Genomic DNA, 26,961 nt, shown 5'->3' on the forward strand with positions numbered 1-26,961 from the left:
AAATCTTTAGAGTAAAATTATGAGTAAATTTCTAATTTGCGGTATAATCTAAAGTCTTTAAAGACACACCAAGAGCTGATCCATGAGATTTCTGTAACAAATGTTTGATGGTTTCAGCAGTGATATAACCAGACTCTAATGCCAAAGACATAGACGACTGTGCAGCCTCTGATAAAATAAAATGAATATTATCATCAGTAATGTATCCTGCTTTGATGGATAAAGAGACAGCCTCTTGATGAAATAGAGTAAAGTGTTCTCTAAATTTGTCAATGTCTACAAATAAATCATCCTGAGTATACTGCAATCCTCGTTCAAGTGCGGCGTTTAGTAAAATACCGGCCTCTACAGTCTTTATATCTAATTTACTGAGTAGTGGCGCAAGTTTAGCATTAATAATATCACCTTTTTTTGCAGGAATAGTATCTTTTGTAATCCATATAGTACCTTGATTTATCTTTGTTGGAATTTTCGCTTCTTTGAATTCAGTAAGCATTGGACCGGGCGCAATTCCAGTATTCTTTGCAGGAACTTTTACATCAATACTTGAAACATCCCCTCTNCTTGCAAATAGCATAACTTTGTTCTTACCCAACAGAACATTGAGTTTGAATGGAGACATATTCGTAAACATGAGTAAACATTGCCCCTTTAGAGTATCAAGCATCTTTTCTACATTAGTAATACCAGATTTCTTCAGAGCGATTTTGGCTATTCTGACCTTTATACTTAACATCTGTACCTCAGAGAGTAATTTTTTACGTAGAGGCAAAAGTTGAGACGAACGAACCTTTTCCATTCTAATTAGAGCCACAGTATCATATTCTGCGGCAAGTTTTTCTACTTGTTGAGCCATCATAGATTTTTTAGATGGATAATCAAATCTATTTTCATACATGTGATTTTTTCCTCTGCACAACTTCTAATTTAATGGCCTTACTCATACTAGCTTTAATCAGAATTTTTCTCATATTACGTTCAGCATTTGGTAGTTTTCGTATAACAGAATTAATTATAACAAGTGCGTTGGCAGCAAGATCCCCAGTGTCCATAGACTCATCACCAAATTTACAAGATAAAGAGAGTGATGTTCTCACACGAATTCTAATCGATGAACGAAATCTCTTTAGAAGAGACTCTATGGATGCATTAAACGGTACTGGGGTAGGCATCTTACCTCTAGGTCCCATCAATTGACCCAATATTTTTCCCACAGTAGGCATTAGTTTAGTATCGGCAAGAAAAAAATCATATTTATTTATAAATTTACGAGATTCACGTTTGTTAGATTCAAATTTGACTAGTTCTTCTTCATTAAGTACTTTGTCGGCCTTTGCATCACGTGCTTTTAAACTCATATCACCGGATGCCATCACACACACAAGTGCAGGGGATTTAGATTGTTTTGGTAATTCAAGAATATCATTAATTGCAAATCCCTTTTTTACATCAATATCTTTGAATACCATGATTAATTCTAATGTCTGGGTAAATTTTCTTTTTTTCATGCTAGATTTTACCTCATCTATCACAGTGACAAGTTGTTGTTCAGTTATCAATAAAATTTAACTTTATAACTCACTTAAAATCGTTTAGTAGTGATTTATTGAGTTTGGGGATTATGACATGATCAAAGTCTTTACAAATTTAGTTGAAGATTAATAATTTTGAATCAATAATTCAGTATGACCCAACCGCCTAGCAGAGTCACTATTAATGAAACGATTGACCCTGATTACACGTTTTTTCCATTTTTTGGAAAACGCGTTGGATACATAAGATACATTAGAATTTGATAATAATACCTTGCAATTTTTTTTATCTAGTGAATCGCACAAGTTAACTAGGCGATCAAAATTTTCCGTGTTGAAATTTTGTTCAGTATAACTAGTAAATGATGATTTCTTGATTGGAAAGTAGGGAGGATCAAAATAGATGAAATCATTTGCTCGTGTAAGTTTTGAAATTTTAGTAAAGTCATTACAATTAATTTGAATATTTGGAGAACGTAATGCACGATTAATTTTTCTCAACATAATTTCATTAATTATATTTGGATTTTTGTATCTTCCAAATGGTACATTAAAGTGACCATCAGAATTTACACGGTATAAACCATTATAGCAAGTCTTGTTTAAAAATAAAAATTTAGATGCAATTTCTATCTTACCGACGGGGTACAAGTCTCGTATTTTATAATAATAATTTTTGGGATCCTTGGAGTAAGATGTATAATGATTTGTCAAAGATTTTATTAAAAGTCCTATACGATTACGTATTACTTGATAAGTTGTGATTAGATCTTTATTCAAATCAAATAGATGGCATTTTTGTTTAGGATTTGTTGATAAAATATGGAATAGTAGACTCCANCCACCCAAAAATGGTTCAAAATAACAATCATATTTTGACGGAATCTGTTTATCCAACTCTGATATTATCTGTCTTTTACCACCTGCCCACTTGACAATAGGTTGCAGAATATCAGAATTAGAAGATATAGACATTATATCATGATTATAATATTACTAAAAATAAGGGTGTGTATTATTGGCGTGTTTCATAAATATAACAGTCAGATACAAATAATTATGAATAGTGGCTCTAGAGCAAACAAAACAGGCGGAAAATTAGAAAATACAATTGAATCTACATTAACAAACTATACAAAAATCGATAGAACCCAATTTTTGACGACATATATGAAAGCAGATGCACCAATTTATTCAAGACAAGTTCACATAGGGGATAGTATTTACAATACAAAATTATTTTGCGATTTTATATTATATCACCCGAAAAAACACCCACATTGTCTAGTCATAGAGAGTAAATGGCAGCAGACAGCAGGTAGTGTGGATGAGAAATATCCATATCTAGTTGAAAACATAAACAAACTCCCATACAAGACACTAATTGTAATTGATGGTGGAGGATACAAAAAAGGGGCAGAGGAGTGGTTACGTAAACAACAAAATGATAAACTACAAGTCATGAATATAGTAGAATTTCTAAAATGGACAAATAATGATAATATTTAGTTAGATTTTTCATATTTTTATGGTTCTGAATTATCTTTCAACCTTGCAATCTCTGATACATTTGGTTAGAAAATATATCAGAATAGGGAATAGTGGTAATATTAGAAGAAATTGTAACAATGGGATAGACAGAATATAAGCGGTATGAAAAAATGTTTCAGCAATCGCAGTAAGTAATTGGAGAGATAATATGCTAAATAGTATCGCCTTTAGTAAAATATTTTGACGAATTTTTTTGAATAGTAATGGAATAGCGAATAGAATAAACGAGAAAGATCCTCCCCATAGGTAAAAAATATTTTTATAAATTATGTCAGGGCAGAAAACACTTGCAAATTCAATTGGAAAATTATCCAGATTCAAGGTATAGTCACTACCATCAGCAACACATGCGATGATATGTCCCAATTCATGTGTTAGAATAGATATGAATAATAGAGGAAGTATGATTATAACATACAAAAAGATAAAACGGAATGGTGTCATGTTAATATACAATATGTTTGGTAGTAAAATAAATTTTTATAGAACACATACTTTATTCCCAGTCCTCAAGGCTGCCGGCATGCTCACCTTCAGTACTTCCAGAATAATCAGATAGAATGTCAGAGTATTTTGGGTCATTGTGTGCAATGTATTTTACATAATCACCATACGACATACGAGTATCGCAGTTAGCGCATGTAACCATACTAAAATCGGATTCTAATTGTGCATCTTTTTTGCATTTCGCACATACTATCTTCATAAATTTGCAAGGGTTGTTGTTTTTAATATTACTTTATATTCACAAATCTGAGAGTTTTCAAATTATTCACAAATAGAAATAAAAACATGGTTAAATCTGTAAATTTATGGCACGAGTGTGTACCAAATGTAAATCAGACATACCAGATTCTGATGAATTGAATCCTATAACTGAGAAATACCCATGCTGTAACAAGTGTTGGGAAGAGTGGAAAGAATACAAAGTAATGGTAATTAATGAAATGCGATTAGATATGTCAATGTCAGATCACCGTAAAGTAATTAAAAAACATGAAAAAGTATTCGTTGGTGTATTATCACCAGAAGGGGATATCATAGATTATGGTAATGAGGATAATAGAAATCCAGAAGAACCATCAGGTTAAAGCCCAATCATACGAAATATAGATTCAGGAGCAAGTTGAATTAGGATCTTTTTTTGAGATTCATTTAATGTGTTTACAATATTTTTAAAAGTTTTAGATAGAATATTTTGTTCTTGTTTAGTTAGTGACAAAAAAACCCCAAGCAAACCATCATAATTAAAATTGATTGCAACATCAGGACGTTTGCATATCTCAAATACATATCTTGAAAATATATCGTGACGTTGATTCTCCGGTAGTGTAGCAGATACTTCAAGCCAAGTTTTGAATAAACTACTAAATGTATGAAAAGGAATAGTACATCCTACAGACATGGCACTAGACACAATATCAGAGCACTCAGAATCAGACATGGTGAAAAATTCTTTCATACGCATAGTTAGCATTGGTTTACGAAGAAAAGATTGAAGATTTGCCAAAGTTGTGATAATATTCTTACTAAATTCAGGATCAGTCATAATTTCATTTATTCAAAATAGTATTAAACTGTATATCATATTAAAAACTTCAATTTAATAACAACAAAGAGTATAAAATAAACATTGCAATTTCTACTAGAAAATATTTTAAACATGCTAGGTGGATTAGTAGGAGTAACAATTGGAATCATGACATTAATAGGGTATAGACATACAAACAGTCCAATATTATTTAGACTCTCAATTGCATTTTTTTCCATATCTACAGGATTTTTCATGATTTGGGTCGGATATACACTAGAAGACTTTATATTCAAAGTAGGCTCTATTAATAGGGGAATAGAGGTAGTCGGAGTAATATTTCAGACAATAGGTTATTTCTTTTTAGCATTTTCACATACAATAAAATCATTTTTCCCAAAGACAAGACAATTTAGAACAATAGCAATTATGCCACTATTCATAGCATTAATTCATGTTGAACATCTATTACGTTCCATCGCATTCATACTTTTGATATATGCGGCAATTGAGACCATAATGACATATGCTACGGCACAGAAGAAAGGCACACTAATTATTGCAATTGGTTTGGGTCTACTTGCAACAGGAGAATTTTTAGGTTGGTACTCTGTCGTATTTCCCAAATCAGTGTTATACTACATATCCATAATGATTCAAATCTTCGGATTAATCTGCATATTCATACCTATAGGTAGGATTACACTCACACGAAGCAAATTCACTCCTAGTGATATGTGAAGTAAGGGTTATCCAAGTTGTCAAATTCTTTTGTGTTTACCAAATATACCAAATTATATCAATGATTCAATATGTCAAATCATAGAACGCACATACAAATCATTGGAGACATACTATATAGCGTTGCCAAAGAGACAGTTAGAAGTAGAACACTAGGGGATGTAATGAGAGAGACAAACATTGCTCACTCTAGATTAACAAACATATTGAATACACTGGTAGAGCGTAGTCTTGTAGAGACATATAGCGCAGATGGATCACAAAGATATAGAATTACAGAAAATGGTAAAGCATATCTTGAAGAATATGATATATTTTGTAAATCAGTTTTTAATCTAGGTTTGGTAATTTAATCATCTAAATTATCTTCAAAGTCATCTTCAAAGTCATTATCTTCACCATCAATGTCTTTCCATTCACACACAGACAACAAACAAATTAGAGCGTTATAATTTATTCCATCATTGACAATAAAAAAAGTAAAATGTGATGAGAAAGGAACAGATATTTTTACAAATGCTGTAAGAAATGGTAAAGTTGTCGTATTTCCCACAGATACAGTATATGGAATTGGAGGGGATCCATACAACGAAGAAACAATAAATAGAATTTATAAGATAAAGAATAGAGATTTAAAAAAACCCATGCCAATTTTAGCAGACAATATCAAGAGATTAGAGAGAATTGTAAAATTTGATAAAAGCACCTTGATGCTTGCACGAAAATTTTGGCCAGGTAAAATAACCATGATACTTGAAAATCAAGATGAACGATTGGGAAAATTATCACATAATGGTAAGATAGGGGTACGGATACCTAATAATAAATGTCTGTTAAAGATGCTAGGTAATTTAGGACTAATTATTGGCACCAGTGCAAATTTTTCAGAGCAAAAACCATTCATAAATCCAGATGAGTGTCTTGAAAAGTTTGCAGGGTATGATATTTTACTAGATGGTGGAGTATTGAAAGAGATGGCCGAGTCTACAGTAGTAGAGATTACAGATGAGAGAGTAATAATTCATAGGGAAGGGGCAATAACAAAAAAGGAGATTTTAGATTTATTTTGAATTTGATTATTACGTGTGCACGACATTTTGAAAAAGATGCTAAAAAAGAGATTACAGAAATTCTAAAACAGACAGAGTGTAAAGAGATAGATGTAATCATTACAGAGATGTCTGGAATTTTATTCGTAAATAGTAGTTGTGATCCAGTCGAGATCATAAGAGGATTGAAAAAAATATTTGCCGATGAGCCTTGGTCGGTAAGATATTGTCTCAGAATGATACCAATACATCATGTCATATCTACAAATCTCGATGAGATTGCAGAAATTGCAAAAACATTAGAAAAAGAGATGGATGAGAATCAAAAATATAGAATAACAGTAGAAAAGAGAGAATGTGACATACCCATCACAGAAATAATTACAAAGATAGCAGATAATATCAGTAATTCTGTATCGCTAGAACATCCTGATGTTATAATATTGGTGGAGATTATAAAAGACACCACAGGAATTGCATTGATTCGTCCAGGGGATATATTCAGTCTTGATAAATCTAGACAATCTGTATCAGAGTAAAATACTGGCCTTCTCTACCAATATATCCTCAACAGGGTTTGTTGATTGAATTGCATCAATGTGTTTTTTTGATATGGCAAATTTATGTTTCATAGTTGTAATAGTACTAAATTTTGGAGTGGAGGTGATGTAATTTTTTATGCTACGATTCAGTCGTGATATATCAATTTTATTTCCTACAATTATGAGTATAAAATCAAATTCACTAGACAGACCTGCAAGTTTCAATGATTGAGTTATTTGGTTATTTAGGGCAAAGCGCATTAGAATGTCGGTTTCTAGTTTTTTTGACAATAACGCTTTATTTTTTTTCATGTGTAAAGATATCGTGATAATTTTTTTCATATGAGTAAATCCGAGAATATACTGTGCAGATATTCCCTGTATTACAAGTCTAGGATACTGTCTTCGTATATTAGTTATAAAATCAGCATCAAGCTTGTGATTTTTAGATATTGGAAATAAACGTACATTGTGATTTAAAATTGTAAGTGATAAATTAGAGCCGCCATGGATTATAGGAATTATACTAGCTGTATCATCTGCTTGTAGTATAGTAGACATCCCATCTAAAGCATTAGAGTCAGTACCATTTACCGCAATTATGATATTTTTACCATCAAATTTATCATCGGTATGATTCGCCAAATATTCAATTAAATCACGAATTGTTTTACCATCAAGATCAACTACAATAGAATCTTTTTGTAATAATTGTTTCAGATTACCATATAATTTTACGGTGATCATAATTGAACAATAATTCAATCATCTGCAGGTTTATCTGCATTTTTAAATTCACTAGTAGATACTTCTTCAACCTGATTCATAGACTCTTGTTCAGATTCTTGTTTTTGTTTAAATTCCAGTTGCTCTTTTTCACGTCGTATCATTCTAGTGATATATCCGGCAAGTTTGTTGCGAAGTTCCTTAGAGCGCACAATAGATATCTCCCCAAGAGCAATTTTATTGTCAGCAAAATCAGTACCAAATTTATCCTTGTGCTCTGCTAACACCTCAAGAGATATTTTTTTTATTCTGTCCAATAGACAAAATAGAGATCATGGGTTTTTTATACCTATACACACATGAAAAATATAAATGATATAATCAGTTGAGTAAATCCATCAAAAATTCACAGGGTAGACTAGACACATATAACTGCCAAAGTGTACTAATTATTAATGATGTAAGGTATCCATATCTTGAATGTTATAGAAAATAAATATCAATTTTACAAGAATTAATACTGTAAACAGATGACACATCATATTCAGTATACAATAATCAAAGAGTATTGTATTCGTTGAGTGTGTAGGTGATCTTGTCATCTTGTAATGGTCATTTACATATTGGTGAATTTTGCAAGGTTGAAATTTTTATATTTCCAACAATCGTATAAAATTTTCATATACAATATATGGAAATTAAGATTTTAAAAGTTGCTTGAATGCGATTTTGACATCTTCTGCCTTTACTGTTTTTCTTCCTGCATGAGTTGCAAGTTCCACAGTACGTTTTGCCACATTTGCAGACACCTCATCTATTACATTGCGTAATTCATCAGTAGCCTCATCACTCACACGATTAGCACCGGCCTTTTTTAAAATTCTGAACATTGGTAATATACTAAAATCAGATGCCATAATTATAATTGAATAATCAGGGTTAAAAAACTTGGGGTAAAACCTTATTGTATAGAATGATTAGTTGTAAATAGGAATGGTACGTTAATGACTTGGTTTTTTGATACGCACATTCATTTATCAGATCCATTATACACACCATACATAAAATCAATACTATCAAGTATGACTCGACTACACATCAAAGCATGTTGTGTATCTACAGATTTGACCACATCAGAGGCTACTGTACGCCTAGCTGAAAAAAATAACAATATTATTTCATTTGTAGGAATTCACCCAGAATTTACAAATGTAGAATTGGAAGATATCAAAGAATTTGTATTAAATCATATCAAAGAGATTCATGGGATTGGAGAGATTGGTCTTGATGGTACATTTAAGGGCGGAGTGACAAAAGAACAAAAGAATCTATTCACAAAACAATTAGAAATGGCAGAAAAATCAAACCTACCTGTATCAATACACTCACGAAAGGCATTAGATGAAGTGGTAGATATTTTAAAATCATATAATACTAGAAAAACACTCATACATTGGTTTGATGGGAACAGTAAACAATTAAGAGTAATTATGGATATGGGGTGTTTTGTATCATTTGGTCCGGTAATGATTTATGCTAACGACAAACAAACGTTACTTGCAAAAAGCAATGAGGAGCAGGTTTTAGTGGAAACTGATGGTCCAGTTAGATTTTCAAGATGTTTTGAGGGCAAGGTGGCAGATATCACATTTATTCCAAGTGTAATTCATTGTGCTTCCAAGATATTAAAAAAGAATTTCGAAGATATGACACTACTACTAGAGAAAAATTCTAAAACATATCTTGACATAAATAATATTTAAAACTATAAAATAATCTAATGATTTAATTGTTGTTTATGACAAATAGTTGTGTGGTGAGGTGGCAGAACGGTGATGTGTGGGTCTGCAAAACCCATTTAAGAGGGTTCGACTCCCTTCCTCACCTTTAGTAATTACATTAAGAATTGTGTATTGTTTTAACATGATTTTTATATAAATGAATATACGGATAATAGTTTGAAGATCAATAATGTTGCTATAATTAGTAAAGTGGGTTCAGAAGAATCAGAAGATGTTGCAAAAAAGGTTGCTGAAAAATTTCTAAAAAAAAAATCTAATGTATTCACAATATCACCAATAGATGTGAATGGAGCAAAAAAATTAAAATCAATTAAAGATATTGCAAATATAAAATTAAATCTTGCAGTTACACTAGGAGGAGACGGCACTACACTGCGTGTATTTCGATATTTGAGTGAAGAGACACCAGTATTGACAATAAATGTTGGTGGGAATAGAGGTATATTATCTGAAATCAAAATTGAGCAGATCGATGATGCTATTAATCAGATTATAGCAGACAAAATTTGGTTGGATAAAAGAATACGTCTAGTAGCATCGTGTAACGGGGAAGAGTTTCCACCTGCATTAAATGAGATATATATTAATAGAAAAAATCTAACAAAGACTGCAGAATTTGAGATCAAATTTCAAAATGATACTGTAAAGCAAAAGATGGACGGTGTGATAATTGCAACCCCTAGTGGATTTACAGGGCATTCATTCTCACTAGGAGGCCCAATTCTACATGAGAGTCTAGATGTGTTGATAATTACACCTGTGGCCCCCGTGTATAGATTAGCGTCAATCGTAGTTCCAGATGATAAGATTGAGATTAATTGCTCTCATGGGTGTAATATTGTAATGGATGCACAAGTGATTAAATCATCAGAATTTGATCAGACAATTACTGTAAAATTCTACAAAAAACGGGCAGTTTTTGTTAGATTAAAAAAGCAAGGTCTAAGGCAGATGAATCGCCTTGGTTTCTAGAGGTACTAGATGCCAGTGCATTTTATTCAGGACTGCCATTTACCTCAGAGACAACAAGTTATACCACACCGCAGATACTAGATGAAATCCAACACATTAAAGGAAAATATGATATGACACAGGTATTAATTGATACAGGTAGATTAAAGATAGCAGAAGCAGATGAGCAAGATATTAAAATTGTAAAAGATTTAGCAAGGCAAACAAATGATATAACAAAATTATCAAAACAAGACATATCGGTTTTAGCTCTGTGTAAAAATCTAAATGGTGAATTAATTACAGATGATTTTGCAATGTCTAATGTTGCAAAAACAATGAAAATTAATGTCATACCAATCATGACAAAGGGGATAAAGCATGTAGGTAAATGGATATATTATTGTCCAAGATGTAAAGTGAATTTCAATGGTGTAACAAACTGTGATAGATGTGGTGGAATCTTGAATAGAAAATTACTCAAGAGGTAGTTTATGACCATGCCAATCAATTATAGAGCCATCATAAACTAATACATTTGTGAATCCAGATTCTCTCAACTGATAAAATAAATTGGACGCGCGATGACCGTGTGCACAATAGCAAATAATTTTTTTATTCGTTGGAATATTTTGATAGATTTTTTTCAAATTATCTGTGTTTAAAAATATACATCCATCCGTACCAACACCTCTCTCAAATGGAAAAGATAATGCATTGGGAAGATGTGCAGACATGTACTCTTGAGGAGATCTAGCATCAAGAAGAGAATAGTCAGTGTGAGATTGCTGTAATGTGTCAGTTGTTATTCGTAGATTTGGTTTCACTACAGGTACAAATTCTGCAGGAGTTGGTGTAGGAACTTCTCTGACAAGTGGGATATCATATTTTTCAAGTTGATTTGCGCTTGTATCTAATAAATTGATATTTTCAAGTCCTAGATACTCTAGTGTCCATGCAACTCTAGTCAAAGAAGGATTTTGGGCATCACCGTATAGTATTATGGTCTTTAAAGTATCAACCCCCAAAGCAGAAAGTGACGATGCGATTACTTTGGAATCGGCCACTAGGTGTGCACCAAACTGATTTGGAGTCAATACTTTATCGACAGGAAAAGAATGCGCATTAGAGATATGTCCATTTTTATACACAAATGCAGGACGTGTGTCTAAAAGAATCGTATTGGGAGATTTATAATTCTCCTTGAGCCAAGGAATAGTTACAAGCATACAATGTATAACAATAACAACTATTTGTATCTAATCAAGTTTTGATTGATCATTTATAATTTCATGTTTATTTTGCTTATGTAACATACTGTGTATTTTTTTAGCTCTTGCAGTACCCAAGCCTTGAATTTTACCAAGATCAACACTAGTTGCATTGAGAACATTGAGTGGAGTGTGCATCTTCTCCAACATACGAATCACTATCTTTTCGCCCACTCCGGGTAAACTAGATAATACTGACAATTGTTGTTGTTGAATATTGTTTGATTTTTTGATCTTTTTAATTAATGGTCCCTTGGAATTTTCTTTTCTCGAACACATAGCGACCAATAATTTTACTGTATGCTCAGCTGTAGGGGTGTGAAGTACAGGGATATTGTATTCTAAAATTACAGAAGATAGAGCACCGTAGAAAATTAAGGGGTTTTCAGTCATATCTTCAATCTCAATTACATCGCCTTCAACTAGTAAAACTGGATGTTTATAGTATTTTTTTAATCTGTTACACTGATCAAACAGTCTACCATCAAATACAGAGGCGATTAAATCACGTATACTTTTTCTTTCAATTACAACCTCTGGTGCTACAACATAATCTCCTACAGAAAGTGTCTTCATAGTAACAGTTATTCCAATAGCTTTCAAAAGATTAGGGATCCTACTTTTTCTTTCTCGATCATCAACTACAATACGTAATTTGGATAAACTCATGAAATGAGATAATGATTTAGTTTAAAATGTTTTGTTATTTTGGAGGATTAAGATTGGTAGTACCGGGTTGAGATTGAGTTTTTGTAATCATTTCATTAATTTTGGTCTCTTGTTCTTGCAGTGATGTTTTAAGTTGAGTTTCTTGTTTTTCTAGCACCGCAGATTTTGTCTTTGCAAGTTCCTGAATCTCTCCCAAGTCAGAGATAAGAATAGATTTTTTGGATTTTATCATTATAGAGCCGGCGCGTTTATAGACAGTGTCAGTATCACTTGCCTTTTCCAACTCCTCAAGGGCATGTTTCGATTCACTTGTCTGTCTTTGTAATTCTTGCTTTTGCATCAAGATGTGCTGTAGATTTTGCTGAGATTGTTGAAATTTCATAATCTGTTCTTGTAGCCATGGTGGGATCTGAGGATTTGACATAAATAGAGAAAATCAGCATATTCTTATATTCCTATCTAGTATGAAAACGCGATCTTAAAATTTGGATACGTATAATATTGTATAATGAGTGATTTGACGGGTAAAGAAAATATTGAGTTCAGAGTAATCAAAGAGGATTGGAATCAATATGAATTTAAAAATGACATAATAATTAGAGGTAGAACTTTCATAACTAGAATACAGCAAGATACTATCTCTACTACCAATTCAGATAAACCAAACTATAAAATGCAATTTCAAAATCATTTTGTAGTATTTGCACCAAATAGAGAATGTGGTACTCCAACATTACCTCTTCCAAATCCACAACAAATTACCAAAGATATGATGCAAGAGATAGAACCGATAACAAATAGTGAACCATGGAACGCATATGAGATTATCAAAAATGGAACAATTGTAAAAGTTAAACTTGTAGTGAATGAATTTATAAGAGTGATGGATAAATTTGATCAGTTTGGACAGCCATTCTTTATAATTAATAGTGGACAGGCAGTTAACATCAAAGTAAATACAAGCGTTGAAAAATTTGCCTAGATATGCAAGATTTAATTTAGATTATATAATTATTTCAATATGCCAAATCTCTTTATAGATATAGAAACAATACCTGACATAAAACCAGAATTATATCTGGATTCACAAAGAAGAGTAGAATCCGGAGAGCTAACAAGAAATTCAGAGGAGAAGGAATTATACTGGTTGTCTCAAAGAGGGGCACTGAATCCATTAGAGGGAAAGGTAATGTTGATTACATATCAGATAAATGATGCCCATATTTTTAGGCTAAAGGAATGGGAAAGTGACGAGAAGACAATATTAAGAAAGTTTTTTGACATCTTGTCTGATTTATCATATGGTTCAAGTAAGGACAGGCTACACATAATTGGGCACAATATACTAAGTTTTGACATATTTTTCCTATACAACAGAATGATAAAAAAGGAGATATTTGAGAAAAAATTCATTTATCAACGTCTGATAAGCAGACCTATGTTTATTGATTTTCTACAGATGCATTTACCTCTGAATAATTTTACGTCTAGGGGATTAAAGCACGATGTGCTTGCACATGCATATCAACTTCCTACAAAAGAGACTCAGGGATCAGGTGCTATAACAGATTATTTTGAGGGAAATTTTGATAAAATATTAGAGTATTCAAAAAAAGAATTTGTGTATCCTCAGATGTATAAAAAAATTACAGAGAATGGATTAATTTCAAAAGAAAAACTACAAGAGTCGATAAACTGGTATAATGATACACATCAAATTAAGTAATAACAATAACAATGGTTTCACCTTTGAAAGATGACATCATTCCAGCTAGACGAGCTCGAAAACCATATTTTTTCTTACGCAAAGAAATAATTTTATCCACAATAGCGCCTGTAACAAATATTGCATTTCCACTATCCCATTCACCCTTGGAGATGCCTTTGGAGGTACAAGGCATAAATCGTACAGCAGACGTATGTTGTATTCTTTTAACTTTACCCGTGCCACTTTTAGTGGTGACATACAATTTGTCATTCAGCACAACAAACCATACAGTAGTTTGTACAGGGGTATTGTCTTTACGAGTAGACTCGAGGGATATACAATCAAAACCTTTTAGGTAATCAAATCTTCCCATCAAAACACACCTTTTGTAGACTCTAAAGTATCAAAACTTACCTGAGCCAGTCTAAGAATTGAATTAACACTAGCTCTCATATGCGGTAGATGATTAGAGGTTATGCCAATATGTACCGTATCACCAGTATGAGAGATATTTGTTTTTGTTGGATTTTCAAGATAGTATTTTTCATCAGTCTTTAAGGAATCAGAGATGGATTTTGAATAAGCTCTGGTATTAATAGAGATATCAACTTTAAAGTTTAACGTCATAAGCTGTACCAGTTATTTTACAACCACATTTTGGACAAGACCATATACCAACAGATTCTCTGCTAAATTTTGCAGAGCCACAGGCAGGGCAGTATCGTTTTTCTTTTAATAACATATGGACTTTGGTATATTGTTTACGAAGTTTGATACCATATCGAGCGCCAAGACCTTTGAGTGATTTTTTCTTTGCCATATTATGCAGCATCCTGTAAAATTTTTCTAATATTTTTCCCAATAGACGTAGCTAATTCACCACAATGTATCAATTGCTCCATAGTAAATCCACCATTACCACCTTTTTGTAGTGCACAAATGTTTCCATCAGAATCACTAGTAATTGTTACACGTGCATCAAGACAGAGCCATTCATCTGCATCAGGATCTACAATAATATGATCATCAATTCTAACCATGGTTACAGATATTGGTGTTGTAAGTATTGGTAGTTTAGACACATCACCTTCGACCAAGGTTGGAGCATCATCCTTCATCTCCCATTTTGGAAGTTTGGTATTATTCAGAGCAGCAACAGATGCAAAAGAACATGCATCGAATAAATTCCCACAGTCATCTATCACACTATTATCAGTAAAGACGCCAACTACAGATTTGTTTTGCTCAATTACTAATTGGGATAAATCAATCATATGACTTTCACGAATTCCTCTGTCTACGACTCGAGCTATCTCTATAATTTTTTCATTTGGTGGTCCAGGTTCAGCATCAGGATGAGCAAGAGGAAGAATCTCTGCAGTACACATCAACATACCACGATCACCGGCGTCTGGGTATGGTCTATCGGGTTGAACTTTTACTCCAGTGACTACCTGAGTATCACCAAGGAATACACGTGCAGAACCTTCTGCTTTTGGAATAACACCTGGCTCTATTTTTAATTCACGAGGTTGATCCAATGCCCTACCATCAGAGCGAGTACCATTATCTAAAAGTGTCAGAATATGTTTACGTTTCAAATTATCAATTATTGTTGTATGGGTCATAATTCACTACCAAAAAATCTATCATGAAGAGCTTGTTTTTGAATCTCATAAACTTGTTTACAACCATCAATTGCAGTGGAGATACACTTTGAATATTCTTCAGGTGTAAGAACTCCGTCTAGTTGTAAAAGTGTTATTTTGTCAAGATTTGGCATGTATCCAACTGGCATGTCTGCTTGACCTGCTTGATCCTCTTCATTATTAATATCTAAAACTATAGTATCTTCCACTTTACCTACAGCACATGCACATACCAAGTCACGCATTGGTATTCCTGCATCAGCAAGAGCTGCTGCAGCAGCATCAAGGGCAGCGCATCTAGAACCACCATCTGCTTGTAAAACTTCGATAAATACATCAACAACCGTTCGTGGAAATGCATCTAAAATCACAGCTGGAATTAATGCCTCTTTAATTACTTTAGAGATCTCAATCTCACGTCTAGAAGGTGCAGGTCTTTTACGTTCTGGAACTGAAAATGGAGTCATGTGATATCTACATCGAAGAATTCCAGTATCAACATTAGAGAGGTGTTTTGGATGCACATCTCTAGGGCCATACACTCCTGCTAAAATTTTATTATCTCCAAATTCAATATACGCTGAACCATCTGCATTCTTCAACACTCCTGCTTTGATGGTGACCTTACGTGGTTCGTCAATTTTTCTACCATCGCAACGTAGACCTTTATCGTCCAACAATACCATTGTACTTTTTCTTCCACCCATTCTAATCACTCGATTTCAACATTTTTTCTACCCTGTCAGTCAGGTTAGCAATATGTGCCTCTTTATTCACCATTTCAACAGCCTTTACCGCCTTTAATAATCCAACGGAATCATCATTACTTACCACAATCAAACCATTCTGTCCTACTGTGAGCACTGATTTTGTTATATCTTCAATTAACTGTATCATGGAACCACTTCTTCCAATTAATTTTGGAATCTTTCCTGATGTGATTGGAACTAATAGTCCTGAATCAATCTTACCCAAATCACGATCTGCGACAGTAATTAGAGGATCACGTGTTCTATCAAAGTTTACAATTCTAGCTGCTATCATATCACCTTTAGCAAGTTTTACATTTAATTCATCAGCATGTGCGTTATAATCTCTACCGAATACATCCTGAGCAGGTAATACTCCAGAGTAACACGAATTGATATCAACCTCCCAAGAAAGAGATGTGTGAGATACAACCTTACCTACAATCAGATCATCAATATTTGGCATGTATTTACCAGTAAGTGGAAGAACTCGAACACCACTATCAGCGATTTCAGAGTAGCCAGTTATTGTAGATATGATGTCATTACCATGGAATTGCACATTTGATTCTAGACGTAAAGCCTGATTTGTAATGACTTCACCGGGTATGACTTGTTGTCTATCAGACATTATTGACGCACCTCAACTGACGCTGTTCCTTTAGTAACAGAACCTAGTTTATCTATCACAGTAGGTCTTACAGCGGCTGGTATTTCTAGTATCGCTTTAAGAGAACCATTTGTCTGCCATTCTTCGTTTTTCAGAGTACCAACAGATTTTAGCACAGAGTATGATTTTGAAGCATATTGTGCAGGAATGAGTATGTCTAGTTCCAAATTTTCTGATTTTAATGCGATTATAGAACGAAGTCCTTCTACTATATCCTTGACTTGTTCCTCAGCTTTGACATCTGGATCTATCGAAATTCTAGCATCTTTTATAGCCTGATCAATCCTCAAAGGCGGATGAGGTAATTTAGTTCTAGGATCAACATAGGTTTTGGCGATATGATCAATTATCTGTTTACGTTTTTCATTTACCATATGTCTACGCTGATCAGTAGTAAGATTCAAAGAGCCTTTATTCATAATTATATTGGCAATCTCAGATGCGTTTTGGGTTTGAAACGCTTTTTGTAATTTCTCTCCAGATACCCTAGTGCCCTTGCTAGAATCAGAATAAATTTCATCAGAGATCAATACCTTAGACAGATCAGATATCTTACCAGTTTTAAAATCCAAAGCAGGATCTGGTTTTACCAAAATCTCAAATTTCTCTCCGGCATGAGTAAATCGTACTACGCTAACCTTATCTGCCATACACTAAACTAAATAAATTATGGATATTAATCTATATTAATAGTAAAAATCATAGGTTTATATTCATAATAAAACTTAAATTGGTATTGGTAGTAGAAGTAAAAGTTATTGAGAAGAAAAACAATAGACTGTGGGTCAGTATAAAAGGTGTACCAATTCAATATGCTAATGCCCTTAGACGTATCTGTTTGAATCAGGTACCAATAATGGCAATAGACTCGATCGATGTAATTAAAAATTTCACAGTAATGACAGATGAAGATCTCGCTCACAGATTAGGCATGATACCATTAAAGACTAATCTCACAAGATTTGCAGAGCCCCATGCTTGTAAATGTAATAGTGAGATTGGTTGTATAAACTGCAGAGTCATGTTGGTATTACAGGCTGACAGTAGAAATGAGACATATACTGTAATGTCTGATGAATTAATATCAGAAGATACAGATGTAAAGCCAACATCCCAAGGAATTCCAATCGCAATTTTGGCACCTGGTCAAAGTATTCACATAGAAGCATACGCAAGACTCGGAAGAGGTACAGAGCATGCTAAATGGAATTCGTCAAACATAGCAGTGTTAATTCCAGGAGACAACCCAGAGGAATATGTGTTAATAGTTGAGGGTACAGGAGCACTAAGCCCAGAAATGGTGATTAATAAAGCCGTTGAAGAACTTGGTGAAAAGATGAAAGAATTTAAAAGCAAAGTAAAAGAATTGAATGTATAAAAATCAAAGTTTTATTATATAAAATAGAGGAATTGAGGCATAGTTTTTCAAAATAGATACAATGTAGTGCATATATTATATTTGGGTAATATGATTTACTCGATATATGAGTAAATATCCAACGAGTCTAATCAAGGAATTAAAGGCTGCAGGAACTGCAAACAAGGCGCCAATTTGGACAAAGATAGCAAAATGTGTGACAAAATCCAGAGTAGCACACAAAGTAACCAACATAAAACAAATTGCAAAATTTAGTAAAGATGGAGATACTATAGTATTTCCCGGAAAGGTGTTAGGGGTTGGTCTATTGGATTATAAAATTACACTCTGCTCATTTGCAATATCTAATACCGCTGCTCAAAAGGTATTAGATGCAGGAGGTAAGATTGTTGAATTTTCAAACATCATAAAAGAGAAACCAACTGGTACAGGAGTGATCATACTTGGATAAAGAAAATACAAAATCATTAAATCCAGATCACATAGTGGTAGACGGTACCGATCACATTGCAGGAAGATTATCTTCTATGGTAAGCAAATTACTGTTAGAAGGAAACAGAGTATCAATAATTAATTGTGAAAAAATAATGATCAGTGGCGCTAGAAAGAGTATAATCAGAGAGTATAGAGAATTTTTAGAAATTTCCAGTATATTAAATCCAAAGCACGGACCATTTCATCCAAGACGCCCGGATACCATAATCAGTCGAATGATTCGAGGTATGCTGCCAAGGAAAAAAACATCTGGTCGTGAAGCTCACAAAAGATTAAGAGCATATATCGGATCACCAAAGGAGTTACGTTCGATCAAAAGATTGCAATTCAAAAAGGCGATGATTACAAGAAGAACATCTGCATATACTACTATGGAAGAGCTGGGACTAACTATAGGGTGGACTGTATAATGGACAAGAAACAACTCTATTACGCCACTAGAAAATCGGCACATGCACATGCCTTAATCACAAAGGGATCAGGCGTGGTAAGAATAAACAACATACCAGTAGAGATGGTAGAGCACATAACTGCTAGAGAATTAATACTAATTCCTTTTGAGTTGATTGGTAATATTCGTCAAAAAATAGATGTTGTTGTAAAGGTAAGTGGCGGTGGATTTATGGGACAGTCCGGAGCTGCAGCTACTGCCATATCCAGAGCACTTACCGGTTGGACAAAAAATAAACAAGATCCAACTAGCCACCCACTAGACAAAGCTACTCGAAAGGAGATTAAAGAGAAGATACTTGCATATGATAAATATTTGATCAGTGGAGATGCTAGACGCAAAGAACCTAAAAAGTTCGGCGGACCTGGCGCCAGACGCAGAAAGCAAAAATCATATCGTTAAAGTGAAAATCATTATCTTAGCCGGTGGGCATGGAACGCGTGGCAGACCATTTACAAGTTATATATCAAAAGCTATGATTCCAATTTTAGATAAACCACTTGTAGAGAGAATAGTCGAATATGTAAATTCATTTAAAATTATTGATGAGATTATTATTATCGCAGATTATAAAAAACTTGGCGGTCAAATCAAACATCATATAGAATCATTAAAAAATATGCCAAAGATTACATTTGTACAAGATACAGATAGCGGTACAGCAGGGGATTTAATTCATGTCAAATCCATAAAGAAAGAGGAGGATTTTATTTTATGGTTTGTAGACAATTTATGTGCCATAGATTTAGACGCCATGATAAAATTATACAGAAAAAATAATTGTATAGCTTGTATTGCAACACGAGATGAAAAGAGAGAAGAGACGGGATTTGCAAAGGTGGAAAATGACATAATTGTAGAGTTTGTCGAAAAACCAAAGATCAGTCTTCCAATGAATGAGTGTCTAGGGATATACATACTAAATGAAAAGATTTTACAGTGAATAAGAGAGGTAGATAATCCTAGCGTGAATCTATCTTATGACATATTACAAAAATTGTCCAGTACACGACAAATTTGTGCATACAATATTAGACAGACCCTATGGTTGGATATAGAATCCCCTACCGTACTAGATAGAAATCCAAAAATAGTTAAACAGATTGTACAATCGATGGAGTCTTAGAGTTTTTCTCAAATTGAGTGATTTCTTTCTCATAGTTTAAAGTCTGAGAGATATCATCTAGCCCCCTCAGTAAAACATTCTTTTGAAATGAATTAAATTCAAATGAAATATCTTTATCATCAGCACGAATCATTTGATTTTCTAGATTAACTTTTACCTGTCTTGTTGTTTCAAGTAGCCAGTGGATAGTATCATCAGGAAGGGATATTGGAACTAGACCATTTTTAATACAATTACTCTGAAAGATATCAGCAAAAGAAGGAGCAAGAACTACATTAAAACCATAGTCCAAAAGAGACCAAACAGCATGTTCACGACTAGACCCACACCCAAAATTTTCACCAGATACTAAAACTTTAGAATCTTTATACTTTGGATCATTTAATACAAAATTTTGTATAGGAGAGCCATTTTCATATCTCCAATCATAAAATAGAAAATCACCAAAGCCAGATTTGGTAATTAATTTTAAAAATTGTTTAGGGATTATTTGATCAGTGTCCACATTAGTTTTATTCAATGGAGTAGTAAAACTAGTAATTACTTTAAACGGTTTCATGGTATAATCTTCCGTGTATCTACAAAATGACCCTCAATGGCAGCAGCAGCGGCCATTACAGGACTGACAAGGTGGGTACGTCCCTTGTAGCCTTGTCTTCCCTCAAAGTTACGATTTGATGTACTTGCACAACGCTCTCCCGGCTTTAAAATATCAGGATTCATGCCTAGACACATACTACATCCAGCACCTCTCCATTCAAATCCTGCATCCAAGAATATTTTATCCAGACCCAACTTTTCAGCCTCTCGTTTTACACTCTGAGAGCCAGGAACTACCATTGCCTTTACGCTAGGCGCAATTTTATTGCCCTTAACCACTTTGGATGCCTCTATTAGATCTTCCAATCGTGCATTAGTACAAGATCCCAAAAATACTCTATCAATAGCGATGTCAGTGATTAGAGTTTCAGGTTGCAGATCCATATACTGAAGGGCCTGTTGTGCATTCTTTAATTTGCCTTCATCACCCTGAGCATATTCTTTAGGATTTGGAACTCTATCTGTCACATCACATGTCATACCAGGATTGGTACCCCAACTTACTTGTGGTTCAAGTCTATCAGCGTGAACTGTATGACTTTTTGCAAACGATGCGTTAGCATCGGTGTATAATGTGTCAGACCACTGTTCAACTAATTCATCATAATTTTCAGGTGTAAACATTCTATTTTTAATATAAGCGAATGTAGTTTCATCTGGTGCAATTAGTCCAGCCCTTGCACCACCCTCAATAGACATATTACAGATAGTCATACGTTGCTCCATTGACAACTCTTGTATTGTGTCACCCCGATATTCTATAACATGTCCCATCCCTCCTTGGGTTCCAATATCACGTATTATGCTCAGTATGATATCTTTGGCAGTTACAGCATGCGGGTGTTGTCTTTTTCCAGTTACAGATATCTCAAATGATAATAATTTATTCATCCATAATGTTTGAGAGCCAAGTACGTGTTCTACATCACTAGTACCAATACCGAATGCAAGAGAGCCAAATGCACCATGTGTAGATGTATGGCTATCACCACATACAATGGTGGTACCGGGCAGAGTTATACCCAATTCAGGACCAATAATATGTACAATTCCCTGTTGAGCACTATCCATATCAAATAGTCTAATTCCGAAATCTTTACAGTTTTTAGATAGAGCTTTAATCTGAGATTTAGAAGTATCATCTACTATTGTCAGAGGGCTAGTAGGAACATTATGATCCATAGTAGCTATGGTAAGATCAGGTTGACGCACTTTTCTATTATTCACACGTAATCCATCAAACGCCTGTGGAGAGGTTACTTCATGAATTAGATGACGATCAATGTATAATAAAGAGGGATCATCTTTACCATCAACTATAACGTGTGATGACCAAATTTTTTCAAATAATGTTTGAGCCATAAATCATACCTTGAGATGAAAGAGTCCACCGGCAGTAATAATTTTTTGTATAATTTCAGGAAATGGTTTTATAGAATGAGTAGTGTTTTGAGTAGTGTTTGTTAATTTGTTCTCATCTAAATTTATAGCAATTTCATCACCGTCGGAAATAGAATTGTATGTATTAGCATCAATCTCTATCGGGAGTAGAAATGCTCCATCTACACTATTTCGATAAAAAATTCTAGCAAAAGATACGGCGATAACTGCCTTTATTCCACTATGAGACAGAGTTATTGGAGCGTGCTCTCGACTAGAACCACAACCAAAGTTTTTACCTGCCACCACAAATGTAGCTTTTTTAGAATGAAAATCAGGATCTAAACCTTCCATAGCATGTGTTGCAAGTTCAGCATAATCATGAATCTTCAGATATGTACCAGGTATGATAACATCAGTGTCGATATTATCACGATCATATTTTACCACTTTTCCATTCAAAGAAAATCCCTCGGATCAGTAATTTTTCCAGTAATGGCAGAGGCAGCAGCTGACAAGAGGTGATGCAAGATATGTCTGTGAATCAATATCCCCCATTCTGCCAGGAAAGTTTCTGTTTGTCGTACTAATGCAAATTTCGTCTTTTCCCAATACCCCCATATGCGCTCCACAGCACGCTCCACACGTTGGAGGACCGATTGTGGCCCCAGCGCTCAAAAAAAGTTGTATTAGACCTTTATCCAAAGCCCTCTGATAGATAGATATTGCAGCTGGAAGAATTTGTGTACGAATTTTTACAGTTCTGCCCTTTAAGATTTTAGCTGACGGCAACCAGATCTTCGAATTTTGCACCAGTGCACGAACCAATGTATGCTTTGTCCAACTCAACGTTAGGAGCCTCACGCACAGGAGTGGTATTTGCCGGAGAGAATGGTTTTGCTACAATAGGCTCCATGGTAGACGCATCATAATCAATCACTTTAGAGTATTGTGCGTCATCATCTGAATGAAGCGTCTTCACATTAGTAGCTCCGTGTTGTGTGAGATAATCTACAGTCTTTTGATCAGATTCCACTATGCCATTTTTAGCACCTGCCTCTGTAGTCATATTTGTAAGGGTAAGTCTCTCTTCCACAGACATTACATCTATACCGCTACCACCAAATTGTAGTGTCTTGTAGGTTCCGCAATCAGTACCATGATCACCAATAATTTTAAGAATAAAATCTTTAGCCATAACAAAAGGTGGTAATTCTCCATCAAGATTGATCAGAATAGTTTCTGGAACCTTGAACCATATATTACCATTCAACAATACATATGCAATGTCAGTGTGACCTAATCCACATGCAAATGCTCCAAGAGCTCCAGTTGTATTTGTGTGAGAGTCACCACCAACATACACTTCACCAGGTAAAACTAGTGCTTCTTCATGTGACAGAGTATGACAAATACCATGTTGGCCTAGACCATACTTGAAGTGTTTCTTTATTCCATATTGTTTAGTAAATTTTGATAATTTGTTAATATTTTCAGCAGATATTTTTTCGGCACTAGGAACAAAGTGATCTTCGGCCACCCAAACTTTGTCAGGGGAGTGAAGTTTAGAGACATCAATTCCTTGTTTGGATAGTTTATCAAATACTTTGATCACACCAGGTCCAGATACATCGTGTAACATGACTTTGTCTACATTTGCAAATATGACATCATCTGGAGATACACTAGTCTTGCCTGATGCTCTAGCAAGAATTTTTTCTGTAATATTCATAAATAAAAATGATATACTAGGAATTAAAATCTTATGTGCGAGTCTAGTTTCAAGGAATTCAAAACAAACAAAAAGAATGCATCACATAATTATATAATGCCAGAATTAATAATACGTCCTATCAAGATTTCAAAGCAAAAACAACATTTTGACTTGTCAGGTATAATTTATGACTCTGTGAGAGAGGATATTCAGACAGGGGATATACTAGTAGTATCTAGTAAATTTGTTTCATATTCGCAAGGAAGATTAATTGATAAAAAAGTAAAGAGATCAAAATTGGGATATGATTTGGCAACAAAGTTGCAAATGAGTTTAGATATAGCAGAGGTGGTAATACGTGAAGCAGATAAAATTCATGGAGGTGTAGCAGGATTTGCGTTGGCCACATCAGACGATATAATGGCCCCAAATGCAGGAGTTGACGGATCAAATGGATTGAATAGTTTTATTCTATACCCAAAAGAACCATATGTAATTGCACAACAAATTAGAAAAAAAATATTTTTAGAATCTTTGAAATTAATCGGGATAATTATATCAGATAGCAGATTACTACCTGCCAGGGTCGGAACATGTAGTGTTGCAATAGCATGTGCAGGTATGGAACCAATTAAGGATAAGCGTGCGACAATGGATTTAGAAAAAAAACCATTACGTGTCACATTGCAGGCCACTGCAGATAGTCTTGCTACCAGCGCAAATCATGTAATGGGCGAGGGGGATGAATCTGTTCCAGTAGTTCTGATTAGAGGCTCAAACGTTACAATGACAGATAGAAAAATTTATCCTGATGAGATGACCATACCATACGATCAATGTATTTATGTGAAAAGCTTGTCACATAGCATTAATGTATAATAATGTGGAAATATTTAAGATGTTAAACATACACATCAGGTTATGAATGATGATGTGAAAATTATGTGGCAAAATATTTTAAAATTAAAAAAGGATATTGAAAAACTCCCCAAGATTACAGATAGCCCAGAGATGATAAATAACACAAATCTCTTGCGGAACAACGAATCATTGATAAAGAGACTAGACATTAATGAAAAAATGTTGAATGAATATATGAAATACACCAGAGGATTAGAGAATACACTAAAGAGTATGATAAAAATGCAAAAAGAACTAGTCACACTACTACAGACTGTACGAAAGAAAAAACAGTCTAAAAGGTAAGGCTACCGGACAAAACTCTATGTATAGAATCATTTGATATTACTAGTGCCCCATCAGGGTCAAGTCGTAATGCCTTACCAGTTATAGTAGATTGTAAAGTGGTAACAGTAACCATCTTACCTATGGTAGAAGAAAGACCAGTCCAATCATTTATGATTTTATCATGATCTTTACCAATCATGTTAAATGTGAACTCTATATTACGCAGTATACTTTGAATAAATTCTATACGACTTCCAGAGTAATTAAGACTAGCAACGTCTACCGATTCAGACATATTCTTTGATATCTCTTTGGCATTTACATTAAGATTAATTCCTATGCCAATTACCATATAGGAGATTATTTCTTGTGCCATGACTGAATCGATTAGAATACCTGCAACTTTTTTATCACCAATCATAATATCATTTGGCCATTTCAAATTTACAGAAATCCCAATGATACTTTGTATTGCATTTGCAATAGCTAGAGAAATACACGCCGGTACAAGTGTGCTATTAATCGGCTCAAAATTTGGTTTTATAATTATAGACATCCAAATTCCACCCGGTGGAGATATCCATTGTTTGTCTTGTCTTCCACGACTATGTGTTTGAGTTTTAGCAATTATTACGGTGCCATTCTCAAGAGGGTTTGTTGCCATCTCTATGGCTATATCTTGAGTAGATTTTACCTCATCCATATAGTAAATTCTATTTCCCATCAAACGAGTATTAAGATTATTTTGAACCTCCCACGGTAACAAATCATCAGGGATTGACACTAGTGTAAGATTATCAGTTATATCATACCCCAACGCCTTTAAGGTTTTTACGTTATTCTCAATTTCAGAGGATTTCAAATTTAGTAAATCAACATTGGGTTTAACAGTATCTTCAGAATTCTTTTTTAAAAGATTGACAAATTTTCCTAATTGGCTAAAAGATGTGTGAATCAAAAACCAATATCAAAGTCAAATCTGCTATCGTCCATACCACCATCGTCTATTCCATCTCCGCCATAACCATCAGGAATACTTTCAGTTGGGATATAGTCTGTCATTGTTGAACCAATCATACTGAACATCATTGAAAACATCACCATGTCAATGATTCCAAAAAATAACATCGTTGGTAGAATAGAACGATTACTATCCATAAATTGTCGAACATCTTTCTTATTACCAGATTCATAGGCAGTTGCCATTTTGCTCCAATTTTGTTCCATTACTTGTATTTTTACATCCAATTCATCATCACCGCGTCTAGTTGTAGTGATTTCAATTTTTTTACCCAACCAACCACTCTTTTCTTCAACTCTGATCATATGATTTTTCTCAAGGCGCTCAAGGGCAGAATTGATATCGGTAGACGGTAATTTAGTCATGTTTTTAATTTTATTAAATTTCTTACATCCACGCTTAATTGCTCCTAAAACAGTAATTTCTATAGTATCATCATTCACGATTTATAGATATATCATGATGTT

At 34.0% G+C, this 26,961-nt stretch carries 44 protein-coding genes and 1 tRNA gene; 19 read left to right on the forward strand and 26 right to left on the reverse strand.

Annotation, left to right across the window (positions count from 1 at the left end):
* Window positions 1–31: 31 nt before the first annotated feature.
* From rplJ to R1F52_00365, 3 genes are all read right to left on the reverse strand, one after another.
* Complete coding sequence (gene rplJ, locus R1F52_00355) at window positions 32–898, reverse strand: 50S ribosomal protein L10 (GenBank protein WOV93127.1); 867 nt, start codon at window positions 896–898, stop codon at window positions 32–34.
* Window positions 891–1,559, reverse strand: a complete 669-nt coding sequence (locus R1F52_00360) for a 50S ribosomal protein L1 (protein WOV93128.1) — start codon at window positions 1,557–1,559, stop codon at window positions 891–893. Before R1F52_00360 ends, rplJ begins: the two co-directional genes overlap by 8 nt.
* Before the next feature lie 99 nt (window positions 1,560–1,658).
* Window positions 1,659–2,507 carry a Dam family site-specific DNA-(adenine-N6)-methyltransferase gene (locus tag R1F52_00365; protein WOV93129.1) on the reverse strand — a complete coding sequence of 283 codons (849 nt, stop codon included), beginning with the start codon at window positions 2,505–2,507 and terminating at the stop codon, window positions 1,659–1,661.
* 6 nt (window positions 2,508–2,513) lie between these two features.
* On the opposite strand from R1F52_00365, the gene R1F52_00370 reads away from it, so the two are divergent.
* Entirely contained in the window at window positions 2,514–3,041 is a 528-nt protein-coding gene (locus tag R1F52_00370; GenBank protein ID WOV93130.1) for a DpnII family type II restriction endonuclease, read from the forward strand.
* A gap of 30 nt (window positions 3,042–3,071) precedes the next feature.
* On the opposite strand, the gene R1F52_00375 is transcribed toward R1F52_00370, so the two are convergent.
* Both R1F52_00375 and R1F52_00380 read right to left on the reverse strand, forming a co-directional pair.
* Window positions 3,072–3,527 (reverse strand): hypothetical protein, encoded by a 456-nt coding sequence (locus tag R1F52_00375; GenBank protein ID WOV93131.1) that lies wholly within the window; start codon window positions 3,525–3,527, stop codon window positions 3,072–3,074.
* Window positions 3,528–3,579: 52 nt separating this feature from the next.
* Window positions 3,580–3,789, reverse strand: coding sequence for a hypothetical protein (locus tag R1F52_00380; GenBank protein ID WOV93132.1), 210 nt, complete (start codon window positions 3,787–3,789; stop codon window positions 3,580–3,582).
* Between the two features lie 106 nt (window positions 3,790–3,895).
* Between R1F52_00380 and R1F52_00385 the strand changes: the two genes are divergently transcribed.
* Window positions 3,896–4,174 (forward strand): Fe(2+)-trafficking protein, encoded by a 279-nt coding sequence (locus R1F52_00385; protein ID WOV93133.1) that lies wholly within the window; start codon window positions 3,896–3,898, stop codon window positions 4,172–4,174.
* On the opposite strand, the gene R1F52_00390 is transcribed toward R1F52_00385, so the two are convergent.
* Window positions 4,171–4,632, reverse strand: a complete 462-nt coding sequence (locus tag R1F52_00390; protein WOV93134.1) for a hypothetical protein — start codon at window positions 4,630–4,632, stop codon at window positions 4,171–4,173. The two genes, R1F52_00385 and R1F52_00390, sit on opposite strands and share 4 nt — an antisense overlap.
* Window positions 4,633–4,716: 84 nt before the next feature.
* On the opposite strand from R1F52_00390, the gene R1F52_00395 reads away from it, so the two are divergent.
* From R1F52_00395 to R1F52_00410, 4 genes are all read left to right on the forward strand, one after another.
* The gene (locus R1F52_00395; GenBank protein ID WOV93135.1) at window positions 4,717–5,355 is read left to right on the forward strand and encodes a hypothetical protein; all 639 of its coding nucleotides are present in this window, start codon (window positions 4,717–4,719) and stop codon (window positions 5,353–5,355) included.
* 71 nt (window positions 5,356–5,426) lie between these two features.
* Window positions 5,427–5,708 (forward strand): winged helix-turn-helix domain-containing protein, encoded by a 282-nt coding sequence (locus tag R1F52_00400; GenBank protein WOV93136.1) that lies wholly within the window; start codon window positions 5,427–5,429, stop codon window positions 5,706–5,708.
* 111 nt (window positions 5,709–5,819) lie between these two features.
* On the forward strand, window positions 5,820–6,425 hold the full coding sequence (locus R1F52_00405) for an L-threonylcarbamoyladenylate synthase (protein ID WOV93137.1): 606 nt from the start codon (window positions 5,820–5,822) through the stop codon (window positions 6,423–6,425).
* Between the two features lie 2 nt (window positions 6,426–6,427).
* Window positions 6,428–6,943 carry a THUMP domain-containing protein gene (locus tag R1F52_00410; protein WOV93138.1) on the forward strand — a complete coding sequence of 172 codons (516 nt, stop codon included), beginning with the start codon at window positions 6,428–6,430 and terminating at the stop codon, window positions 6,941–6,943.
* Here R1F52_00410 and cgi121 read toward each other — a convergent pair.
* The 3 genes from cgi121 to R1F52_00425 form a co-directional block, all read right to left on the reverse strand.
* Window positions 6,935–7,693 carry a KEOPS complex subunit Cgi121 gene (gene cgi121, locus R1F52_00415; GenBank protein WOV93139.1) on the reverse strand — a complete coding sequence of 253 codons (759 nt, stop codon included), beginning with the start codon at window positions 7,691–7,693 and terminating at the stop codon, window positions 6,935–6,937. The two genes, R1F52_00410 and cgi121, sit on opposite strands and share 9 nt — an antisense overlap.
* Before the next feature lie 14 nt (window positions 7,694–7,707).
* Window positions 7,708–7,989 carry a hypothetical protein gene (locus R1F52_00420; protein WOV93140.1) on the reverse strand — a complete coding sequence of 94 codons (282 nt, stop codon included), beginning with the start codon at window positions 7,987–7,989 and terminating at the stop codon, window positions 7,708–7,710.
* 381 nt (window positions 7,990–8,370) lie between these two features.
* Window positions 8,371–8,589 carry a histone family protein gene (locus R1F52_00425; protein WOV93141.1) on the reverse strand — a complete coding sequence of 73 codons (219 nt, stop codon included), beginning with the start codon at window positions 8,587–8,589 and terminating at the stop codon, window positions 8,371–8,373.
* A gap of 87 nt (window positions 8,590–8,676) precedes the next feature.
* Here R1F52_00425 and R1F52_00430 point away from each other — a divergent pair, with 87 nt between their 5' ends.
* The 4 genes from R1F52_00430 (at window position 8,677) to R1F52_00445 (ending at window position 10,916) form a co-directional block, all read left to right on the forward strand.
* Entirely contained in the window at window positions 8,677–9,435 is a 759-nt protein-coding gene (locus R1F52_00430) for a TatD family hydrolase (protein WOV93142.1), read from the forward strand.
* A 52-nt stretch (window positions 9,436–9,487) separates the two neighbouring features.
* Window positions 9,488–9,559: transfer RNA gene (locus R1F52_00435), tRNA-Cys, on the forward strand.
* Between the two features lie 71 nt (window positions 9,560–9,630).
* Entirely contained in the window at window positions 9,631–10,446 is an 816-nt protein-coding gene (locus R1F52_00440) for an NAD(+)/NADH kinase (protein ID WOV93143.1), read from the forward strand.
* On the forward strand, window positions 10,401–10,916 hold the full coding sequence (locus R1F52_00445; protein ID WOV93905.1) for a nucleotide-binding protein: 516 nt from the start codon (window positions 10,401–10,403) through the stop codon (window positions 10,914–10,916). Before R1F52_00440 ends, R1F52_00445 begins: the two co-directional genes overlap by 46 nt.
* Here R1F52_00445 and R1F52_00450 read toward each other — a convergent pair.
* Genes R1F52_00450 through R1F52_00460 form a run of 3 tightly spaced genes read right to left on the reverse strand, consistent with a single transcriptional unit; the run spans window position 10,902 to window position 12,789 of the window.
* Window positions 10,902–11,654 carry a rhodanese-like domain-containing protein gene (locus tag R1F52_00450; protein ID WOV93144.1) on the reverse strand — a complete coding sequence of 251 codons (753 nt, stop codon included), beginning with the start codon at window positions 11,652–11,654 and terminating at the stop codon, window positions 10,902–10,904. The genes R1F52_00445 and R1F52_00450 overlap by 15 nt on opposite strands.
* A gap of 30 nt (window positions 11,655–11,684) precedes the next feature.
* Window positions 11,685–12,365: an ERCC4 domain-containing protein gene (locus R1F52_00455; GenBank protein WOV93145.1), complete on the reverse strand. Its 681-nt coding sequence runs from the start codon at window positions 12,363–12,365 to the stop codon at window positions 11,685–11,687.
* A 34-nt stretch (window positions 12,366–12,399) separates the two neighbouring features.
* Window positions 12,400–12,789, reverse strand: coding sequence for a prefoldin subunit beta (locus R1F52_00460; protein WOV93146.1), 390 nt, complete (start codon window positions 12,787–12,789; stop codon window positions 12,400–12,402).
* Window positions 12,790–12,873: 84 nt separating this feature from the next.
* On the opposite strand from R1F52_00460, the gene R1F52_00465 reads away from it, so the two are divergent.
* Window positions 12,874–13,347, forward strand: a complete 474-nt coding sequence (locus R1F52_00465; GenBank protein ID WOV93147.1) for a hypothetical protein — start codon at window positions 12,874–12,876, stop codon at window positions 13,345–13,347.
* Between the two features lie 39 nt (window positions 13,348–13,386).
* Window positions 13,387–14,091 (forward strand): hypothetical protein, encoded by a 705-nt coding sequence (locus tag R1F52_00470; protein ID WOV93148.1) that lies wholly within the window; start codon window positions 13,387–13,389, stop codon window positions 14,089–14,091.
* Here the strand turns inward: R1F52_00470 and R1F52_00475 are convergent.
* Genes R1F52_00475 through R1F52_00505 form a run of 7 tightly spaced genes read right to left on the reverse strand, consistent with a single transcriptional unit; the run spans window position 14,084 to window position 17,791 of the window.
* Entirely contained in the window at window positions 14,084–14,446 is a 363-nt protein-coding gene (locus tag R1F52_00475) for a PPOX class F420-dependent oxidoreductase (GenBank protein WOV93149.1), read from the reverse strand. The two genes, R1F52_00470 and R1F52_00475, sit on opposite strands and share 8 nt — an antisense overlap.
* Window positions 14,446–14,700, reverse strand: coding sequence for a KEOPS complex subunit Pcc1 (locus R1F52_00480; GenBank protein WOV93150.1), 255 nt, complete (start codon window positions 14,698–14,700; stop codon window positions 14,446–14,448). Before R1F52_00480 ends, R1F52_00475 begins: the two co-directional genes overlap by 1 nt.
* Window positions 14,684–14,893, reverse strand: coding sequence for a 50S ribosomal protein L37 (locus tag R1F52_00485; GenBank protein WOV93151.1), 210 nt, complete (start codon window positions 14,891–14,893; stop codon window positions 14,684–14,686). The genes R1F52_00480 and R1F52_00485 overlap by 17 nt, the downstream gene beginning before the upstream one ends.
* 1 nt (window position 14,894) lies before the next feature.
* Entirely contained in the window at window positions 14,895–15,701 is an 807-nt protein-coding gene (gene rrp42 / locus R1F52_00490) for an exosome complex protein Rrp42 (GenBank protein ID WOV93152.1), read from the reverse strand.
* The gene (gene rrp41 / locus R1F52_00495; GenBank protein WOV93153.1) at window positions 15,698–16,429 is read right to left on the reverse strand and encodes an exosome complex exonuclease Rrp41; all 732 of its coding nucleotides are present in this window, start codon (window positions 16,427–16,429) and stop codon (window positions 15,698–15,700) included. Before rrp41 ends, rrp42 begins: the two co-directional genes overlap by 4 nt.
* 1 nt (window position 16,430) lies before the next feature.
* On the reverse strand, window positions 16,431–17,102 hold the full coding sequence (rrp4, locus tag R1F52_00500; protein ID WOV93154.1) for an exosome complex RNA-binding protein Rrp4: 672 nt from the start codon (window positions 17,100–17,102) through the stop codon (window positions 16,431–16,433).
* A complete protein-coding gene (locus R1F52_00505; protein WOV93155.1) occupies window positions 17,102–17,791 on the reverse strand; it encodes a ribosome assembly factor SBDS in 690 nt (229 codons plus the stop codon). Before R1F52_00505 ends, rrp4 begins: the two co-directional genes overlap by 1 nt.
* A gap of 86 nt (window positions 17,792–17,877) precedes the next feature.
* On the opposite strand from R1F52_00505, the gene R1F52_00510 reads away from it, so the two are divergent.
* The 5 genes from R1F52_00510 to R1F52_00530 all read left to right on the forward strand — a co-directional run bounded on the left by R1F52_00510 (window position 17,878) and on the right by R1F52_00530 (window position 20,408).
* Window positions 17,878–18,519 (forward strand): DNA-directed RNA polymerase subunit D, encoded by a 642-nt coding sequence (locus R1F52_00510; GenBank protein ID WOV93156.1) that lies wholly within the window; start codon window positions 17,878–17,880, stop codon window positions 18,517–18,519.
* Window positions 18,520–18,625: 106 nt separating this feature from the next.
* On the forward strand, window positions 18,626–18,970 hold the full coding sequence (locus R1F52_00515) for a 50S ribosomal protein L18e (protein ID WOV93157.1): 345 nt from the start codon (window positions 18,626–18,628) through the stop codon (window positions 18,968–18,970).
* The gene (locus tag R1F52_00520) at window positions 18,963–19,424 is read left to right on the forward strand and encodes a 50S ribosomal protein L13 (protein ID WOV93158.1); all 462 of its coding nucleotides are present in this window, start codon (window positions 18,963–18,965) and stop codon (window positions 19,422–19,424) included. The genes R1F52_00515 and R1F52_00520 overlap by 8 nt, the downstream gene beginning before the upstream one ends.
* Entirely contained in the window at window positions 19,424–19,867 is a 444-nt protein-coding gene (gene rpsI, locus R1F52_00525; protein ID WOV93159.1) for a 30S ribosomal protein S9, read from the forward strand. Before R1F52_00520 ends, rpsI begins: the two co-directional genes overlap by 1 nt.
* Before the next feature lies 1 nt (window position 19,868).
* A complete protein-coding gene (locus R1F52_00530; GenBank protein ID WOV93160.1) occupies window positions 19,869–20,408 on the forward strand; it encodes a sugar phosphate nucleotidyltransferase in 540 nt (179 codons plus the stop codon).
* A 151-nt stretch (window positions 20,409–20,559) separates the two neighbouring features.
* Here the strand turns inward: R1F52_00530 and leuD (R1F52_00535) are convergent, their stop codons facing one another.
* From leuD (R1F52_00535) to R1F52_00555, 5 genes are read right to left on the reverse strand one after another with little or no spacing between them, the layout of a single operon-like run.
* Entirely contained in the window at window positions 20,560–21,150 is a 591-nt protein-coding gene (gene leuD, locus R1F52_00535) for a 3-isopropylmalate dehydratase small subunit (protein ID WOV93161.1), read from the reverse strand.
* Entirely contained in the window at window positions 21,147–22,553 is a 1,407-nt protein-coding gene (gene leuC, locus R1F52_00540) for a 3-isopropylmalate dehydratase large subunit (protein WOV93162.1), read from the reverse strand. The genes leuD (R1F52_00535) and leuC overlap by 4 nt, the downstream gene beginning before the upstream one ends.
* 3 nt (window positions 22,554–22,556) lie before the next feature.
* Window positions 22,557–23,033 carry a 3-isopropylmalate dehydratase small subunit gene (leuD, locus tag R1F52_00545; protein WOV93163.1) on the reverse strand — a complete coding sequence of 159 codons (477 nt, stop codon included), beginning with the start codon at window positions 23,031–23,033 and terminating at the stop codon, window positions 22,557–22,559.
* Window positions 23,034–23,048: 15 nt separating this feature from the next.
* On the reverse strand, window positions 23,049–23,363 hold the full coding sequence (locus tag R1F52_00550) for an aconitase family protein (GenBank protein ID WOV93164.1): 315 nt from the start codon (window positions 23,361–23,363) through the stop codon (window positions 23,049–23,051).
* A complete protein-coding gene (locus tag R1F52_00555) occupies window positions 23,350–24,303 on the reverse strand; it encodes an aconitase family protein (protein WOV93165.1) in 954 nt (317 codons plus the stop codon). The genes R1F52_00550 and R1F52_00555 overlap by 14 nt, the downstream gene beginning before the upstream one ends.
* Before the next feature lie 33 nt (window positions 24,304–24,336).
* Between R1F52_00555 and R1F52_00560 the strand changes: the two genes are divergently transcribed.
* Together R1F52_00560 and R1F52_00565 are read left to right on the forward strand one after the other, a co-directional pair.
* Window positions 24,337–25,164, forward strand: coding sequence for a coenzyme F420-0:L-glutamate ligase (locus tag R1F52_00560; GenBank protein ID WOV93166.1), 828 nt, complete (start codon window positions 24,337–24,339; stop codon window positions 25,162–25,164).
* Window positions 25,165–25,206: 42 nt separating this feature from the next.
* Window positions 25,207–25,491 carry a hypothetical protein gene (locus R1F52_00565; GenBank protein WOV93167.1) on the forward strand — a complete coding sequence of 95 codons (285 nt, stop codon included), beginning with the start codon at window positions 25,207–25,209 and terminating at the stop codon, window positions 25,489–25,491.
* Here the strand turns inward: R1F52_00565 and R1F52_00570 are convergent.
* Together R1F52_00570 and R1F52_00575 are read right to left on the reverse strand one after the other, a co-directional pair.
* Entirely contained in the window at window positions 25,481–26,431 is a 951-nt protein-coding gene (locus R1F52_00570) for a biotin--[acetyl-CoA-carboxylase] ligase (GenBank protein ID WOV93168.1), read from the reverse strand. The genes R1F52_00565 and R1F52_00570 overlap by 11 nt on opposite strands.
* Window positions 26,428–26,937, reverse strand: a complete 510-nt coding sequence (locus R1F52_00575) for a hypothetical protein (GenBank protein ID WOV93169.1) — start codon at window positions 26,935–26,937, stop codon at window positions 26,428–26,430. The genes R1F52_00570 and R1F52_00575 overlap by 4 nt, the downstream gene beginning before the upstream one ends.
* Between the last annotated feature and the right edge of the window lie 24 nt (window positions 26,938–26,961).

It is taken from the genome of Nitrosopumilaceae archaeon AB1(1), from assembly GCA_033471095.1.
Lineage (GTDB): Archaea > Thermoproteota > Nitrososphaeria > Nitrososphaerales > Nitrosopumilaceae > Nitrosoabyssus > Nitrosoabyssus spongiisocia.